The organism is Pseudomonas sp. PAGU 2196 (assembly GCF_022179005.1).
Lineage (GTDB): Bacteria > Pseudomonadota > Gammaproteobacteria > Pseudomonadales > Pseudomonadaceae > Aquipseudomonas > Aquipseudomonas kermanshahensis.
Genome location: NZ_BNTL01000046.1, coordinates 1 through 15768, shown reverse-complemented (window position 1 = coordinate 15768; position 15768 = coordinate 1). Strand labels below are relative to the sequence as shown.

The 15768-nt window shown below is 57.7% G+C and carries 13 protein-coding genes and 1 tRNA gene; all 14 read right to left on the bottom strand.

The window, feature by feature from the left end; genetic code table 11:
- Positions 1–312 (bottom strand): GTP-binding protein (locus MFF34_RS27360; protein WP_023631087.1); only part of this gene is annotated, 312 nt, incomplete at its 3' end.
- A gap of 27 nt (positions 313–339) precedes the next feature.
- Positions 340–2484 carry an elongation factor G gene (fusA, locus tag MFF34_RS27355; RefSeq protein WP_027595471.1) on the bottom strand — a complete coding sequence of 715 codons (2145 nt, stop codon included), beginning with the start codon at positions 2482–2484 and terminating at the stop codon, positions 340–342.
- A gap of 30 nt (positions 2485–2514) precedes the next feature.
- The gene (gene rpsG / locus MFF34_RS27350; RefSeq protein ID WP_008089143.1) at positions 2515–2985 is read right to left on the bottom strand and encodes a 30S ribosomal protein S7; all 471 of its coding nucleotides are present in this window, start codon (positions 2983–2985) and stop codon (positions 2515–2517) included.
- Positions 2986–3091: 106 nt separating this feature from the next.
- Positions 3092–3463, bottom strand: a complete 372-nt coding sequence (gene rpsL, locus MFF34_RS27345; RefSeq protein WP_003255492.1) for a 30S ribosomal protein S12 — start codon at positions 3461–3463, stop codon at positions 3092–3094.
- A 211-nt stretch (positions 3464–3674) separates the two neighbouring features.
- Positions 3675–7874, bottom strand: coding sequence for a DNA-directed RNA polymerase subunit beta' (gene rpoC / locus MFF34_RS27340; protein ID WP_027595470.1), 4200 nt, complete (start codon positions 7872–7874; stop codon positions 3675–3677).
- A 64-nt stretch (positions 7875–7938) separates the two neighbouring features.
- On the bottom strand, positions 7939–12012 hold the full coding sequence (gene rpoB, locus MFF34_RS27335) for a DNA-directed RNA polymerase subunit beta (RefSeq protein WP_027595469.1): 4074 nt from the start codon (positions 12010–12012) through the stop codon (positions 7939–7941).
- Positions 12012–12182 carry a hypothetical protein gene (locus tag MFF34_RS27330; RefSeq protein WP_155951450.1) on the bottom strand — a complete coding sequence of 57 codons (171 nt, stop codon included), beginning with the start codon at positions 12180–12182 and terminating at the stop codon, positions 12012–12014. The genes rpoB and MFF34_RS27330 overlap by 1 nt, the downstream gene beginning before the upstream one ends.
- Before the next feature lie 50 nt (positions 12183–12232).
- Positions 12233–12598 carry a 50S ribosomal protein L7/L12 gene (gene rplL, locus MFF34_RS27325; RefSeq protein ID WP_007957596.1) on the bottom strand — a complete coding sequence of 122 codons (366 nt, stop codon included), beginning with the start codon at positions 12596–12598 and terminating at the stop codon, positions 12233–12235.
- A gap of 78 nt (positions 12599–12676) precedes the next feature.
- Positions 12677–13177: a 50S ribosomal protein L10 gene (rplJ, locus tag MFF34_RS27320; RefSeq protein WP_238217691.1), complete on the bottom strand. Its 501-nt coding sequence runs from the start codon at positions 13175–13177 to the stop codon at positions 12677–12679.
- Positions 13178–13375: 198 nt separating this feature from the next.
- Positions 13376–14071 carry a 50S ribosomal protein L1 gene (gene rplA / locus MFF34_RS27315; protein ID WP_027595467.1) on the bottom strand — a complete coding sequence of 232 codons (696 nt, stop codon included), beginning with the start codon at positions 14069–14071 and terminating at the stop codon, positions 13376–13378.
- Positions 14071–14502, bottom strand: coding sequence for a 50S ribosomal protein L11 (gene rplK, locus MFF34_RS27310; protein WP_027595466.1), 432 nt, complete (start codon positions 14500–14502; stop codon positions 14071–14073). The genes rplA and rplK overlap by 1 nt, the downstream gene beginning before the upstream one ends.
- A 119-nt stretch (positions 14503–14621) precedes the next feature.
- A complete protein-coding gene (gene nusG / locus MFF34_RS27305; RefSeq protein ID WP_003255501.1) occupies positions 14622–15155 on the bottom strand; it encodes a transcription termination/antitermination protein NusG in 534 nt (177 codons plus the stop codon).
- Between the two features lie 9 nt (positions 15156–15164).
- The gene (secE, locus tag MFF34_RS27300) at positions 15165–15533 is read right to left on the bottom strand and encodes a preprotein translocase subunit SecE (RefSeq protein ID WP_027595465.1); all 369 of its coding nucleotides are present in this window, start codon (positions 15531–15533) and stop codon (positions 15165–15167) included.
- A 44-nt stretch (positions 15534–15577) separates the two neighbouring features.
- A tRNA-Trp gene (locus MFF34_RS27295) sits at positions 15578–15653 on the bottom strand.
- Between the last annotated feature and the right edge of the window lie 115 nt (positions 15654–15768).

The window sequence follows — 15768 nt, the reverse complement described above, 5'->3', positions numbered from 1 at the left end:
CAGGATCGCGCCGTCCATCTGAGCAGCACCGGTGATCATGTTCTTCACGTAGTCAGCGTGACCTGGGCAGTCGACGTGAGCGTAGTGACGAATGTTCGAGTTGTACTCGACGTGAGCGGTGTTGATGGTGATACCGCGCGCTTTTTCTTCCGGAGCCGAGTCGATCTTGTCGAACTCAACGACTGCCGAACCGAAAACTTCGGAGCAGACGCGAGTCAGAGCTGCGGTCAGAGTGGTCTTACCGTGGTCAACGTGGCCAATGGTGCCGACGTTAACGTGGGGAAGGGAACGATCAAATTTTTCTTTAGCCACGACAGTGAACCTCTTGCCTAAAGGGGATTAGCCTTGTTTTTTAACGAGTGCTTCGACGATGTTCGACGGAGCTTCGGCGTATTTGGAGAATTCCATGGAGTAGCTTGCGCGACCCTGAGACATGGAACGAACGTCGGTCGCATAACCGAACATTTCTCCGAGCGGTACCTCAGCAGTGATTACCTTGCCGGACACCGAGTCTTCATTACCCTGGATCATCCCGCGACGACGGCTCAGGTCACCCATCACGTCACCCAGGTAGTCTTCCGGGGTTACAACTTCGACCTTCATGATCGGCTCAAGCACCACGCCACCGCCCTTCTGGGCCAGTTGCTTGGTCGCCATCGAAGCAGCGATTTTGAACGCCATTTCGTTGGAGTCGACGTCGTGGTACGAACCGTCGAATACCGTGGCCTTCAGGCCGAGCAGCGGATAGCCGGCAACAACGCCGTTTTTCATCTGCTCTTCGATACCCTTCTGGATCGGGGCGATGAATTCCTTAGGAATCACACCACCAACGACTTCGTTGGTGAAGACCAGACCTTCGGTGATGTTGCCCTTCTCGTCGACGTCCGGCTCCGAGAAACGGATCCAGCAGTGACCGAACTGACCACGACCGCCCGACTGACGAACGAACTTGCCTTCGATCTCGACGTTGGACTTGGTGATCTTCTCGCGGTACGAAACCTGAGGCTTACCGATGTTGGCTTCGACGTTGAACTCGCGCTTCATGCGATCAACGAGGATGTCCAGGTGCAGCTCACCCATGCCCGAGATGATGGTCTGACCAGTCTCTTCGTCGGTCTTGACGCGGAACGATGGGTCTTCCTGGGCCAGCTTGCCCAGAGCGATACCCATCTTCTCCTGGTCAGCCTTGGTTTTCGGCTCTACGGAGAGCGAAATAACCGGCTCAGGGAAGTCCATACGCTCAAGGATGATTGGCTTGTCGGCGTTGCACAGGGTTTCGCCTGTGGTCACGTCCTTCATGCCGATCAGGGCCGCGATGTCGCCAGCGCGCACTTCCTTGATCTCTTCACGCTGGTTGGCGTGCATCTGCACCATACGACCAACGCGCTCTTTCTTGCCCTTGACCGAGTTGATGACGGAGTCACCGGAGGTCAGAACACCCGAGTAGACGCGAACGAAGGTCAGAGTACCCACGAACGGGTCAGTCGCGATCTTGAACGCCAGAGCCGAGAACGGCTCGTCGTCGTCAGCGTGACGCTCGTCTTTACGAACAGCCGGATCGTCTTTGTCCAGATCCTTGTCATCCGGGTTGATACCCTGGATTGCAGGAATCTCGGTCGGAGCAGGCAGGTAGTCGATGACGGCGTCGAGAACCAGGGGAACGCCCTTGTTCTTGAACGACGAACCGCAGACGGCCGGTACGATTTCGCTGGCCAGGGTGCGCGCGCGCAGACCGGCTTTGATCTCTTCGACGGTCAGCTCTTCGCCTTCCAGGTACTTGTTCATCAGCTCTTCGCTGGCCTCGGCAGCCGCTTCAACCATGTTGGAGCGCCACTCTTCAGCCAGCTCCAGCATATCGGCAGGAATTTCTTCCTCGCGATAGGTGGTGCCTTTGTCGTCGTCGTTCCAGTAGATAGCCTTCATCTTGATCAGGTCGACCTGACCCTGGAAGTTATCTTCCGAACCGATGGCCAGCTGAACAGGAACCGGGGTGTGACCCAGACGGTTCTTGATCTGACCTACGACGCGCAGGAAGTTTGCACCGGCACGGTCCATCTTGTTCACGTAAACAACACGTGGAACGCCGTATTTGTTGGCCTGACGCCATACGGTTTCGGACTGAGGTTCAACGCCGGAGGTACCGCAGAACACAACGACCGCGCCGTCGAGTACGCGCAGCGAACGCTCTACTTCAATGGTGAAGTCAACGTGGCCGGGGGTATCGATGACGTTTACGCGGTAGTTGTCGTACTGACCAACAGAACCTTTCCAGAAGGTAGTTACGGCAGCGGAGGTAATGGTAATACCCCGCTCCTGCTCCTGAACCATCCAGTCGGTGGTCGCGGCGCCGTCGTGCACCTCGCCCATCTTGTGGCTCAGGCCTGTGTAGAACAGGATCCGCTCGGTAGTGGTGGTCTTGCCCGCGTCAACGTGGGCACAGATACCAATGTTACGGTAGCGGTTAATTGCTGTAGTACGAGCCATAAAGCCCTCGCAAAATGATTGATGCTTGAATTAGAAGCGGTAGTGCGAGAACGCTTTGTTGGCTTCAGCCATACGGTGAACGTCTTCACGCTTCTTGACTGCAGCACCCTTGCCTTCAGCAGCATCCAGCAGCTCGCCAGCCAGGCGCAGAGCCATCGACTTCTCGCCGCGCTTGCGGGCGTAGTCTACGAGCCAGCGCATTGCCAGAGCATTACGACGGGATGGACGAACTTCAACCGGAACCTGGTAAGTGGCACCGCCGACACGACGGGACTTTACTTCGACCAGCGGAGCGATGGCGTCGAGAGCTTTCTCGAAGATTTCCAGGGGGTCGCTGTTCTTGCGCTCTTTGACCTTGTCCAGTGCACCGTAAACGATGCGCTCGGCCACGGCCTTCTTGCCGCTTTCCATCACGTGGTTCATGAACTTGGCGAGGATTTGGGATCCGTATTTAGGATCGTCCAGAATCTCACGTTTTGCTGCTACACGACGTCTTGGCATGATAAGCCCTCAAACGGTCTTCAGGTTAGCCCGGGACGTGGGTCTTCGACCCCTGCCCGACCTTACTCTTATCGACTCAAAAAAATGGATGGGTGCAAACGACCGATTACTTCGGACGCTTGGTACCGTACTTCGAACGACCCTGGTTACGGCCTTTAACGCCCGAAGTATCCAGAGAGCCGCGAACGGTGTGGTAACGAACACCTGGCAAGTCTTTTACACGGCCGCCACGGATCAGGACGACGCTGTGCTCTTGCAGGTTGTGGCCTTCACCGCCGATGTACGAGGAAACCTCGAAACCGTTGGTCAGACGCACACGGCAAACTTTACGCAGTGCCGAGTTAGGTTTTTTCGGCGTGGTGGTGTACACGCGGGTGCACACGCCACGACGTTGCGGGCAGTTCTGCAGCGCAGGAACGTCGGACTTCTCGACCGAACGCTTACGCGGCTGACGTACCAGCTGGTTGATAGTTGCCATCTACTAGCTCCACTGATTGTCTTGCGACTCTATTGTCTTGCAAGAAAGCCAAAAATTGGCGAGACGGAGCCTCACCAAATTTAAGGGTACAAAAGTCTACGGAGGATCTTGCACCCAGTCAAGACGAGGCCCCGGCCCTCCCCGCCCGGTCATCGGCAACAATTCATGTCGACGATGGCCGTTCGGGGCTTGCCGGGGCCCTGCCCTGTACTTAGTTACCGCTGGAATTCAGCGCTTCGGTCAGTGCGGCTTCCACCTCACTGGCGCTCACACGCAGCGGTTTGTCGGCATCACGGCGGCGCTTGCGCTCGCTGTGGTAAGCCAGACCGGTACCGGCCGGGATCAGACGACCCACGACCACGTTCTCTTTCAGGCCGCGCAGGTAATCGCGCTTGCCGGTGACGGCCGCTTCGGTCAGTACGCGGGTGGTTTCCTGGAAGGAAGCCGCGGAGATGAACGATTCGGTCGACAGCGACGCCTTGGTGATACCCAGCAGCACACGCGAGAACTTCGAGATGAACTTGTCTTCGCTAGCGAGACGCTCGTTCTCGACCAGTACGTGAGTCAGTTCCATCTGGTCGCCCTTGATGAAGCTGGAATCACCCGACTCGGCGATCTCGACCTTACGCAGCATCTGACGCAGGATGGTCTCGATGTGCTTGTCGTTGATCTTAACGCCTTGCAGGCGGTAAACGTCCTGGATCTCGTTGACGATGTACTTGGCCAGCGCGCTCACACCCAGCAGACGCAGGATGTCGTGCGGATCGCTCGGGCCGTCGGAGATAACTTCGCCGCGGTTTACCTGTTCGCCTTCGAAGACGTTCAGGTGGCGCCACTTCGGAATCAGCTCTTCGTACGGATCGCTACCGTCGGTCGGCGTAATGACCAGACGGCGCTTGCCTTTGGTCTCTTTACCGAACGCGATGGTGCCGCTGACTTCAGCCAGAATCGAGGCTTCTTTCGGACGACGCGCTTCGAACAAGTCGGCAACGCGCGGCAGACCACCGGTGATGTCACGTGTCTTCGACGTTTCTTGCGGGATACGCGCGATAACGTCACCAACACCGATCTGTGCACCGTCAGCCACACCGACGAGGGCGTTGGCCGGCAGGAAGTACTGAGCCGGTACGTCGGTACCTGGCAGGTACAGGTCCTTGCCGTTGGCATCGACCATCTTGATTGCCGGACGGATTTCCTTGCCTGCGGCAGGGCGATCCTTGACGTCCAGAACTTCGATGTTGGTCAAACCAGTCAGTTCGTCGGTCTGACGCTTGATGGTGATGTTTTCTTCCATGCCCACGAAGGTCACGGTACCTTTCAGTTCGGTAACGATCGGGTGGGTGTGCGGGTCCCACTTGGCGACGATGGCGCCAGCTTCGACCTTGTCACCTTCCTTGACCGAAATGACCGCACCGTAAGGCAGCTTGTAACGCTCACGCTCACGACCGAATTCATCGGCAATGGCCAGCTCGCCGGAACGCGATACGGCAACCAGGTTGCCATCGGCGCGCACGACCTGCTTCAGGTTGTGCAGACGAACCATACCGCCGTTCTTCACCTGGACGCTGTCGGCAGCCGAGGTCCGGCTTGCAGCACCACCGATGTGGAACGTACGCATGGTCAGCTGGGTACCCGGCTCACCAATCGACTGTGCAGCGATAACGCCGACAGCTTCACCGATGTTCACCTGGTGACCACGAGCCAGGTCACGACCGTAGCACTTGGCGCAGATACCGTAGCGGGTTTCGCAGTTGATCGGCGAACGCACGATAACTTCGTCGATGCTATTCAGCTCGATGAACTCAACCCACTGCTCGTCAACCAGGGTACCGGCTGGGACGATGACGTCCTCGGTGCCTGGCTTGAACACGTCACGGGCAATGACACGACCCAGTACGCGCTCACCCAGCGGCTCGACAACGTCACCGCCTTCGATGTGCGGAGTCATCAGCAGGCCGTGGTCGGTGCCACAGTCGATCTCGGTCACGACCAGATCTTGCGCCACGTCTACCAGACGACGCGTCAGATAACCGGAGTTCGCAGTTTTCAGTGCGGTATCCGCCAGACCCTTACGAGCACCGTGAGTCGAGATGAAGTACTGCAGTACGCTCAGACCTTCACGGAAGTTCGCGGTGATCGGCGTCTCGATGATCGAGCCGTCCGGCTTGGCCATCAGACCACGCATACCGGCCAGCTGACGGATCTGTGCTGCGGAACCCCGCGCACCCGAGTCAGCCATCATGTACATCGAGTTGAAGGACTCTTGCTCGACTTCCTTGCCCTCGCGGTCGATGACCTTCTCTTTCGAGAGGTTGGCCATCATCGCCTTGGACACTTCGTCGTTCGCCTTCGACCACAAGTCGATGACCTTGTTGTACTTCTCGCCCTGGGTTACCAGGCCGGAGGCGTACTGGCTCTCGATTTCCTTCACTTCGTCGGTAGCAGTACCGATGATGCGTGCTTTTTCGTCCGGGATAACGAAGTCGTTAACACCGATCGAAACGCCGGAAATGGTCGAGTAGGCAAAACCGGTGTACATCAGCTGGTCAGCGAAGATGACGGTCTCTTTCAGACCAACCACGCGGTAGCACTGGTTGATCAGCTTGGAGATCGCTTTCTTCTTCATCGGCTGGTTGACCACGTCGTACGGCAGACCTGCCGGTACAACCTGGAACAACAGCGCACGGCCGACGGTGGTGTCGACGATGCGGGTGTTCTTGGTGACGGAGCCATCACGGTCATTCACGGTCTCGTTGATACGGACCTTGATTTTCGCGTGCAGGGCAGCTTCGCCGGCGCGGAATACGCGGTCGACTTCTTGCAGGTCTGCGAATACGCGACCTTCGCCCTTGGCGTTGATGGCTTCACGGGTCATGTAGTACAGACCCAGTACAACGTCCTGCGACGGAACGATGATTGGCTCACCGTTGGCTGGCGACAGAATGTTGTTGGTCGACATCATCAGCGCGCGCGCTTCGAGCTGGGCTTCCAGCGTCAGCGGCACGTGAACGGCCATCTGGTCACCGTCGAAGTCGGCGTTGTACGCCGCACAGACCAACGGGTGCAGCTGGATCGCCTTACCTTCGATGAGCACAGGCTCGAACGCCTGGATACCCAGACGGTGAAGGGTCGGTGCACGGTTGAGCAGTACGGGGTGTTCGCGGATGACCTCGGCGAGAACGTCCCACACCTCTGGCAGCTCGCGCTCGACCATCTTCTTGGCAGCCTTGATGGTGGTCGCCAGACCACGCATTTCCAGCTTGCCGAAAATGAACGGCTTGAACAGCTCGAGGGCCATTTTCTTCGGCAGACCGCACTGGTGCAGACGCAGGGTCGGGCCTACGGTAATTACCGAACGGCCGGAGTAGTCCACGCGCTTACCGAGCAAGTTCTGACGGAAACGACCTTGCTTACCTTTGATCATGTCAGCCAGGGACTTCAGCGGACGCTTGTTCGAGCCAGTGATGGCGCGACCGCGACGGCCGTTGTCCAGCAGGGCGTCGACCGCTTCCTGCAGCATGCGCTTTTCGTTGCGCACGATGATGTCTGGCGCCGACAGATCGAGCAGGCGCTTCAGACGGTTGTTACGGTTGATCACCCGACGATACAGGTCGTTCAGGTCGGAGGTCGCGAAGCGGCCGCCATCCAGCGGTACCAGCGGACGCAGGTCCGGCGGCAGTACTGGCAGGACGGTCAGGACCATCCACTCAGGCAGGTTGCCCGAGCCCTGGAAAGCTTCCATCAGCTTCAGGCGCTTGGACAGCTTCTTGATCTTGGTTTCCGAGTTGGTCTGCGGAATCTCTTCACGCAGGCGACCGATCTCGTGCTCCAGGTCGATAGCGTGCAGCAGCTCGCGGACAGCCTCGGCACCCATGCGGGCGTCGAAGTCGTCACCGAACTCTTCCAGCGCTTCGAAGTACTGCTCGTCGTTCAGCAGCTGGCCTTTTTCAAGGGTGGTCATGCCTGGGTCGATAACGACGTAGCTCTCGAAGTAGAGAACGCGCTCGATATCACGCAGGGTCATGTCCATCAGCAGGCCGATACGGGACGGCAGCGACTTCAGGAACCAGATGTGGGCAACCGGCGAGGCCAATTCGATGTGCGCCATGCGCTCACGACGAACCTTGGCCAGGGCAACTTCAACGCCGCACTTCTCGCAGATCACACCGCGGTGCTTGAGGCGCTTGTACTTGCCGCACAGGCACTCGTAGTCCTTGACTGGGCCAAAGATCTTGGCGCAGAACAGGCCGTCACGCTCAGGTTTGAACGTACGGTAGTTGATGGTTTCCGGCTTCTTAACTTCACCGAACGACCACGAACGGATCATTTCAGGCGACGCCAGACCGATGCGGATGGCGTCGAACTCTTCGACTTGACCCTGGTTTTTCAGCAAATTCAGTAGGTCTTTCAAGGCCTTTCCTCCTGGCGGAGCAGGAAGCGGGCATTACCTGCCCCGCTCCCCTTCGCGTCACGTGTTATTCGGTTTCCAGATCGATATCGATACCGAGCGAACGGATCTCTTTGATCAACACGTTGAAGGACTCGGGCATGCCCGGCTCCATACGGTGATCGCCATCCACGATGTTCTTGTACATCTTGGTACGGCCGTTCACGTCGTCCGACTTCACTGTGAGCATTTCTTGCAGGGTGTATGCCGCGCCGTATGCTTCCAGCGCCCACACTTCCATCTCCCCGAAACGCTGACCACCGAACTGCGCCTTACCACCCAGCGGCTGCTGGGTAACCAGGCTATAGGAACCAGTGGAACGCGCGTGCATCTTGTCGTCCACCAAGTGGTTCAGCTTGAGCATGTACATGTAACCAACGGTCACAGGACGCTCGAACTTGTTGCCGGTACGGCCATCGAACAGCACCATCTGGCCGCTTTCTGGCATGTCTGCCAGTTTCAGCATGGCCTTGATCTCGCTTTCCTTGGCACCGTCGAAGACTGGGGTAGCCATAGGCACGCCCTTCTTCAGGTTGTTCGCCAGGGCAAGGATCTCTGCGTCGGTGAACTCTTCCAGGCTTTCCTGACGACCGCCGATCTCGTTGTAGATCTCGGTCAGGAACACGCGCAGCTCAGCGGCTTTGCGCTGCTCTTCGAGCATCCGGTCGATCTTCTCGCCCAGGCCTTTGGCCGCGAGGCCCAGGTGGGTTTCAAGGATCTGACCAACGTTCATACGCGAAGGTACGCCCAGTGGGTTCAGTACGACGTCGACCGGAGTACCGTTGGCGTCGTGCGGCATGTCTTCGACCGGCATGATCACCGAGACCACACCTTTGTTACCGTGACGGCCTGCCATCTTGTCGCCCGGCTGGATGCGGCGGCGGATAGCCAGGTAGACCTTGACGATCTTCAGTACGCCCGGTGCCAGGTCGTCGCCTTGCTGCAGCTTGCGCTTCTTGTCTTCGAACTTGTCGTCCAGCAGACGACGGCGATCGACGATGTAAGCCTGAGCCTTTTCCAGCTGTTCGTTCAGCGCGTCTTCGGCCATGCGCAGTTTGAACCACTGGCCGTGCTCCAGACCGTCCAGTACTTCGTCAGTGATCACGGTGCCTTTCTTCAGGCCCGCACCACCGTCGACCACTTGGCCGTTCAGGGCGGAACGCAGACGCTCGAAGGTTGCACCTTCGACGATGCGGAACTCTTCGTTGAGGTCCTTGCGGATCTCGTCCAGCTGCATCTTCTCGATGGCCAGGGCGCGGCTGTCGCGCTCAACGCCGTCACGGGTGAAGACCTGGACGTCGATGACAGTACCCTTGGTGCCGGTTGGTACACGCAGGGAGGTGTCTTTAACGTCGCTTGCCTTCTCACCGAAGATGGCACGCAGCAGCTTCTCTTCCGGCGTCAGTTGGGTCTCGCCTTTCGGAGTGACCTTACCAACCAGAATGTCGCCAGCGCCGACTTCGGCACCTACGTAAACGATACCGGCTTCGTCCAGCTTGTTCAGCGCAGCTTCACCCACGTTCGGGATGTCTGCGGTGATTTCCTCTGGGCCAAGCTTGGTGTCACGCGCCACACAGGTCAGTTCCTGAATGTGGATCGTGGTGAAGCGATCTTCCTGAACCACACGCTCCGACAGGCAGATGGAGTCTTCGAAGTTGAAGCCGTTCCACGCCATGAACGCGATGCGCATGTTCTGACCCAGTGCCAGTTCACCCATATCGGTGGACGGGCCGTCGGCCATGATGTCGTGACGCTTGACCACATCACCCTTGCTGACCAGCGGACGCTGGTTGATGCAAGTGTTCTGGTTCGAACGGGTGTATTTGGTCAGGTTGTAGATATCTACACCTGCTTCACCGGTTTCGACTTCGTCATCGGCAACACGCACGACGATACGGCTGGCATCGACCGAGTCGATCACGCCGCCACGACGGGCCACGACGCAGACGCCGGAGTCACGGGCAACGTTGCGCTCCATGCCGGTACCTACCAGCGGCTTGTCAGCGCGCAGGGTCGGTACAGCCTGACGCTGCATGTTCGAACCCATGAGTGCACGGTTGGCGTCGTCGTGCTCGAGGAACGGAATCAGCGACGCTGCGACCGAAACAACCTGCTTCGGCGAAACGTCCATCAAGGTGACGTCTTCTGGCGCCTTGACGGTGAATTCGTTCAGGTGACGAACCGCTACCAGCTCATCGATCAGCTGCTTCTTCTCGTTCATCGCGGCCGAAGCCTGGGCGATAACGTGATCCGCTTCTTCAATGGCCGACAGGAACACGATGTCGTCGCTGACCACGCCTTCCTTCACCACGCGATACGGGCTTTCGAGGAAGCCGTACTGGTTGGTGCGGGCATAGGCTGCCAGGGAGTTGATCAGACCGATGTTCGGACCTTCAGGGGTCTCGATCGGGCACACACGGCCGTAGTGGGTCGGGTGTACGTCACGGACTTCGAAGCCAGCACGCTCACGGGTCAGACCGCCAGGGCCGAGTGCAGAAACGCGGCGCTTGTGGGTGATCTCGGAGAGCGGGTTGTTCTGGTCCATGAACTGCGACAGCTGGCTGGAACCGAAGAACTCTTTCACCGCCGCCGCTACCGGCTTGGCGTTGATCAGGTCTTGCGGCATCAGGCCTTCGCTTTCAGCCATCGACAGACGTTCCTTGACCGCACGCTCAACGCGCACCAGGCCAACACGGAACTGGTTCTCGGCCATTTCGCCGACGCAACGTACGCGACGGTTACCCAGGTGGTCGATGTCGTCGACGATGCCTTTGCCGTTACGGATGTCGACCAGGGTCTTGAGGACCTCGACGATGTCTTCCTTGCTCAGCACGCCCGAACCTTCGATCTCGGTACGACCGATACGACGGTTGAACTTCATGCGGCCTACGGCGGACAGGTCGTAACGCTCGGCGCTGAAGAACAGGTTGTTGAACAGGGTCTCGGCAGCATCCTTGGTTGGCGGCTCGCCTGGACGCATCATGCGATAGATTTCGACCAGGGCTTCCAGCTGGTTGCTGGTGGTGTCGATCTTCAGGGTGTCCGAGATGAACGGACCGCAATCGATGTCGTTGGTGTACAGGGTCTCGATACGGACGACCTGTGCCTTGGCGACCTTGATCAGCAGCTCGGTGGTCAGCTCGGTGTTGCACTCGGCCAGGATCTCGCCGGTAGCCGGATGCACGATAGCCTTGGCGGTGGTGCGGCCCAGGACGTATTCCATAGGAACGTCGAGCTGCTTGACGCCGGCTTTCTCGAGCTGGTTGATGTGGCGCGCAGTGATGCGGCGACCCTGCTCGACAATGACCTTGCCGGTTTCGTCATGGATGTCCATGACCGCAACTTCACCACGCAGACGCTGAGGTACCAGTTCCAGGCTGAGTTTTTCGCCGGAAACGTGGAACACGTTGGTGGTGTAGAAGGTGTTCAGAACCTCTTCGGTGCTGTAACCCAGTGCGCGCAGCAGTACCGAGGCCGGCAGTTTGCGGCGACGGTCGATACGCACGAACACGCAGTCCTTCGGGTCGAACTCGAAGTCCAGCCAGGAGCCGCGGTAAGGGATGATGCGAGCGGAGTACAGCAGCTTGCCGGAGCTGTGCGTCTTGCCACGGTCGTGGTCGAAGAACACACCAGGCGAACGGTGCAGCTGGGAAACGATCACACGCTCGGTACCGTTGATTACGAAGGTACCGTTCTCAGTCATCAGGGGGATTTCACCCATGTAGACTTCTTGCTCTTTGATGTCCTTGATCGCTTTGTTCGACGATTCCTTGTCGAAGATGATCAGGCGCACCTTGACCCGCAGTGGGACCGCGAAGGTCACGCCACGCAGGACACATTCCTTCACATCGAAGGCGGGTTCGCCCAGGCGATAGCCTACGTACTCCAGGGCAGCATTGCCGGAGTAGCTGATGATCGGGAATACCGATTTGAAGGCCGCGTGCAGGCCGACGTCGCGGAACTGATCCTTGGATGCTCCCGCTTGCAGGAATTCGCGATACGAATCCAGCTGGATGGCCAGGAGGTAAGGCACATCCATGACGTCCGGCAACTTGCTAAAGTCCTTGCGGATACGTTTTTTCTCAGTGTATGAGTAAGCCATCAGCGTTCCCCAGCTTGGTCACCTGCTTGTTTGGCTTCTCCCGGCGGGAGCAGCCAGAAAATCGTGCAAACCCCTTGGTTTGCGCCACCCACATGGGTGTCTTGCAGCTCGTTATCGGGGCCGATCTGATCGGCCACCAATAACGGAAAAAGGCCGGTGGCATAAGCCACCAGCCATCAGCCTTGTGCTCAACGCTCAGGCTGGCATCGCAAAGTCGAAATTACTTCAGCTCGACTTTAGCGCCTGCTTCTTCCAGCTTCTTCTTAGCGTCTTCAGCGGCTTCTTTCGAAACGCCTTCAGCTACGACCTGAGGAGCGCCGTCGACTTTCTCTTTGGCTTCTTTCAGGCCCAGACCGGTCAGTTCACGAACGGCCTTGATCACGTTTACTTTCTTCTCGCCGGCTTCAACCAGAACAACGTTGAACTCGGTTTGCTCTTCAACAACGGCAGCAGCAGCAGCTGGGCCAGCAGCGGCAACAGCAGCGGTAACGCCGAAGGTTTCTTCCATAGCTTTGATCAGCTCAACAACTTCCAGAACGGTTTTCTGGCCGATTGCTTCGATGATTTGCTCGTTAGTCAGGGACATGACTTAAATCCTGTATTGGGGTGACAGCCTTCGCAGCCATCAAATTAAACAAATGATTTTGAAAGAGGTTACGCCGCCTTAGGCAGCAGCAGCTTCTTTCTGGTCGCGAACGGCCGCCAGAGTACGAGCCAGCTTGCTGGTGGCGCCTTGAATCACGCTCATCAGACGTGCGATAGCTTCGTCACGGGTCGGCAAGGTAGCCAGTACATCGATCTGGTTGGCGGCAATGAATTTGCCGTCAAACGCAGCTGCCTTGATCTCGAACTTGTCCTGACCCTTGGCAAACTCTTTGAACAGACGAGCAGCAGCGCCCGGGTGTTCGTTGGAGAAAGCGATCAGGGTCGGGCCAGTGAAGGCGTCGTTGAGGATACTGAATTCAGTATCGGCAACAGCGCGCTTGAGCAGGGTGTTACGTACGACACGTACGTAAACGCCAGCTTCACGAGCCTCTTTACGGAGTCCGGTCATTGCGCCTACAGTCACACCACGGGCATCAGCCACGACAGCGGACAGAGCGACTTTGGCAGCCTCGTTGACTTCAGCGACGATGGCCTTCTTGTCTTCGAGTTTAATTGCCACGGGTTTACTCCTGGTTTCTACCGTTTCATCTGGCCGAAGCCGGATGTCGTTTTGGTGTCTGATTCGATAACGAATCGGGAGCACCATCTGCGTAGGCTTGTGGTTTAAGGCTTGCGCCGCCTACGGTCTTGGATAGCCCCCGCCAGGCAGGGACCCCAATTTTTTTCTGGCGGCGCGACACGTCGCACCGCCATGGTCTTACGCGTTCAGCGAACCCTGGTCGATGACCAGGCCTGGGCCCATAGTGGTGCTCAAGGTAACGCGCTTGACGTAGATACCTTTCGAAGAAGCTGGCTTGATACGCTTCAGATCAGCGATCAGGGCTTCAACGTTTTCCTTCAGCTTGCCAGCTTCGAAGCCGACTTTGCCAACGGAGGTATGAATGATACCGTTCTTGTCGGTACGGTAGCGAACCTGACCAGCCTTGGCGTTTTTGACAGCGCCGGCTACGTCTGGAGTCACAGTACCCACTTTCGGGTTAGGCATCAGGCCGCGAGGACCCAGAACCTGACCCAGCTGACCAACAACGCGCATGGCATCAGGCGATGCGATGACGACGTCATAGTTCAGGTCGCCGGCTTTCATTTCTGCAGCCAGATCGTCCATACCTACACGGTCAGCGCCGGCAGCCAGAGCGGCCTCAGCAGCTGGACCCTGGGTGAAGACGGCAACGCGTACGGTCTTGCCAGTGCCGTGTGGCAGCACAGTAGCGCTACGAACGACCTGGTCGGATTTACGCGGGTCAACGCCGAGGTTGACGGCAACGTCGAAGGATTCGCTGAACTTCACGGTGGACAGTTCGGCCAGCAGCACTGCTGCTTCTTCGAAGTTGTAAACTTTGCCAGCTTCGATTTTCGAAGCAATGGCCTTTTGGCGCTTGGTCAGCTTAGCCATTACACACCCTCCACGTTCAGGCCCATGCTGCGGGCAGAGCCAGCGATGGTGCGTACAGCAGCGTCCAGGTCAGCAGCGGTCAGATCAGCCTGTTTAGTCTTGGCGATCTCTTCGAGCTGAGCACGGGTCACGGTACCGACTTTAACGGTGTTCGGACGAGCCGAACCACTGGTCAGGCCAGCAGCTTTCTTCAGCAGAACCGAGGCAGGGGTGCTCTTGGTCTCGAAAGTGAAGCTACGGTCGCTGTAAACAGTGATGATCACAGGAGTCGGCAGGCCGGCTTCTTGACCCTGAGTACGGGCGTTGAAGGCCTTGCAGAATTCCATGATGTTCACACCGTGTTGGCCCAGTGCTGGACCAACGGGTGGGCTTGGGTTGGCCTGGCCGGCCTTAACTTGCAGCTTGATGTAAGCCTGAATCTTCTTAGCCATGAGCTACTCCAAAATCGGGTACAAACGCCAGATGGCTCCCCGGATGACTTGCGTTTTATCCCAGTGACGACAAAACCCCGCAGCACACAGGGCTGCGGGGTATGGGATGCTTCGTTCGCCTAGACCTTCTCGACCTGGCTGAACTCGAGCTCCACCGGAGTAGAGCGACCGAAAATGAGCACCGCCACCTGAAGGCGACTCTTTTCGTAGTTAACCTCTTCGACACTGCCATTGAAGTCAGCAAACGGACCGTCAATAACACGAACCACTTCACCTGGCTCGAACAGCGTCTTCGGCTTCGGCTTGTCGCTGCCGTCGGCAACGCGACGCAGGATAGCCTCAGCTTCTTTATCAGTGATTGGCGCAGGCTTGTCTGCGGTACCACCAATAAAGCCCATCACACGAGGGGTATCCTTGACCAAGTGCCAAGTCCCTTCGTTCATCTCCATCTGGACCAGAACATAGCCAGGGAAGAATTTGCGCTCACTTTTGCGCTTTTGGCCGTTACGCATTTCAACGACTTCTTCGGTCGGAACCAGAATTTCGCCGAAACCGTCTTCCATGCCAGCCAGCTTGACGCGCTCGATCAGCGAGCGCATCACATGCTTCTCGTAACCCGAGTAAGCATGCACTACGTACCAACGCTTAGCCACGGGACACCCTTAGCCAACAATCAAGGAGACCGCCCAGCCGAGCAGGGAATCAAGACCCCACAACAGCAGCGCCATAACCAGAACTACAGCCACGACAATCAGCGTGGTCTGAGTGGTTTCTTGGCGGGTCGGCCACACGACTTTACGGATCTCGGTACGAGCTTCCTTCGCCAGCGCAAAGAACGACTTACCCTTCGCAGTCTGCAAGGCAACAAAGCCAGCAGCCGCAGCCAGGGCGAGCAGTGCGAGTACGCGATACAGGATTGGGGAGGCGGAGTAATACTGATTACCCACGACGCCAACAACCACCAAAGCAACTACAGCCAGCCACTTGAACAGATCAAAACGCGATTCTTGGGCTTCAGTTTTGGGAGTCATCGGGGAGGATCCTGTGAGAAGAAAGCCAATCACACCGAGGTGAATGGCAGGTCAGGAGGGAATCGAACCCCCAACCTACGGTTTTGGAGACCGTCGCTCTGCCAATTGAGCTACTGACCTGTAACGCTGTATCAGGCCGGCCATTATACCGGCCTGATCAAGTAAATCAACTACTTATTCAATAATTTTTGCTACTACGCCGGCGCCGACGGTGCGACCGCCTTCACGGATAGCG

Coding starts and splice junctions, on each gene's coding strand:
- fusA (WP_027595471.1), bottom strand. CDS start 2,484: ATGGCTCGTACTACAGCAATTAACCGCTACCGTAACATTGGTATCTGT.
- rpsG (WP_008089143.1), bottom strand. CDS start 2,985: ATGCCAAGACGTCGTGTAGCAGCAAAACGTGAGATTCTGGACGATCCT.
- rpsL (WP_003255492.1), bottom strand. CDS start 3,463: ATGGCAACTATCAACCAGCTGGTACGTCAGCCGCGTAAGCGTTCGGTC.
- rpoB (WP_027595469.1), bottom strand. CDS start 12,012: ATGGCTTACTCATACACTGAGAAAAAACGTATCCGCAAGGACTTTAGC.
- rplL (WP_007957596.1), bottom strand. CDS start 12,598: ATGTCCCTGACTAACGAGCAAATCATCGAAGCAATCGGCCAGAAAACC.
- rplA (WP_027595467.1), bottom strand. CDS start 14,071: ATGGCTAAGCTGACCAAGCGCCAAAAGGCCATTGCTTCGAAAATCGAA.
- rplK (WP_027595466.1), bottom strand. CDS start 14,502: ATGGCTAAGAAGATTCAGGCTTACATCAAGCTGCAAGTTAAGGCCGGC.
- secE (WP_027595465.1), bottom strand. CDS start 15,533: ATGACTCCCAAAACTGAAGCCCAAGAATCGCGTTTTGATCTGTTCAAG.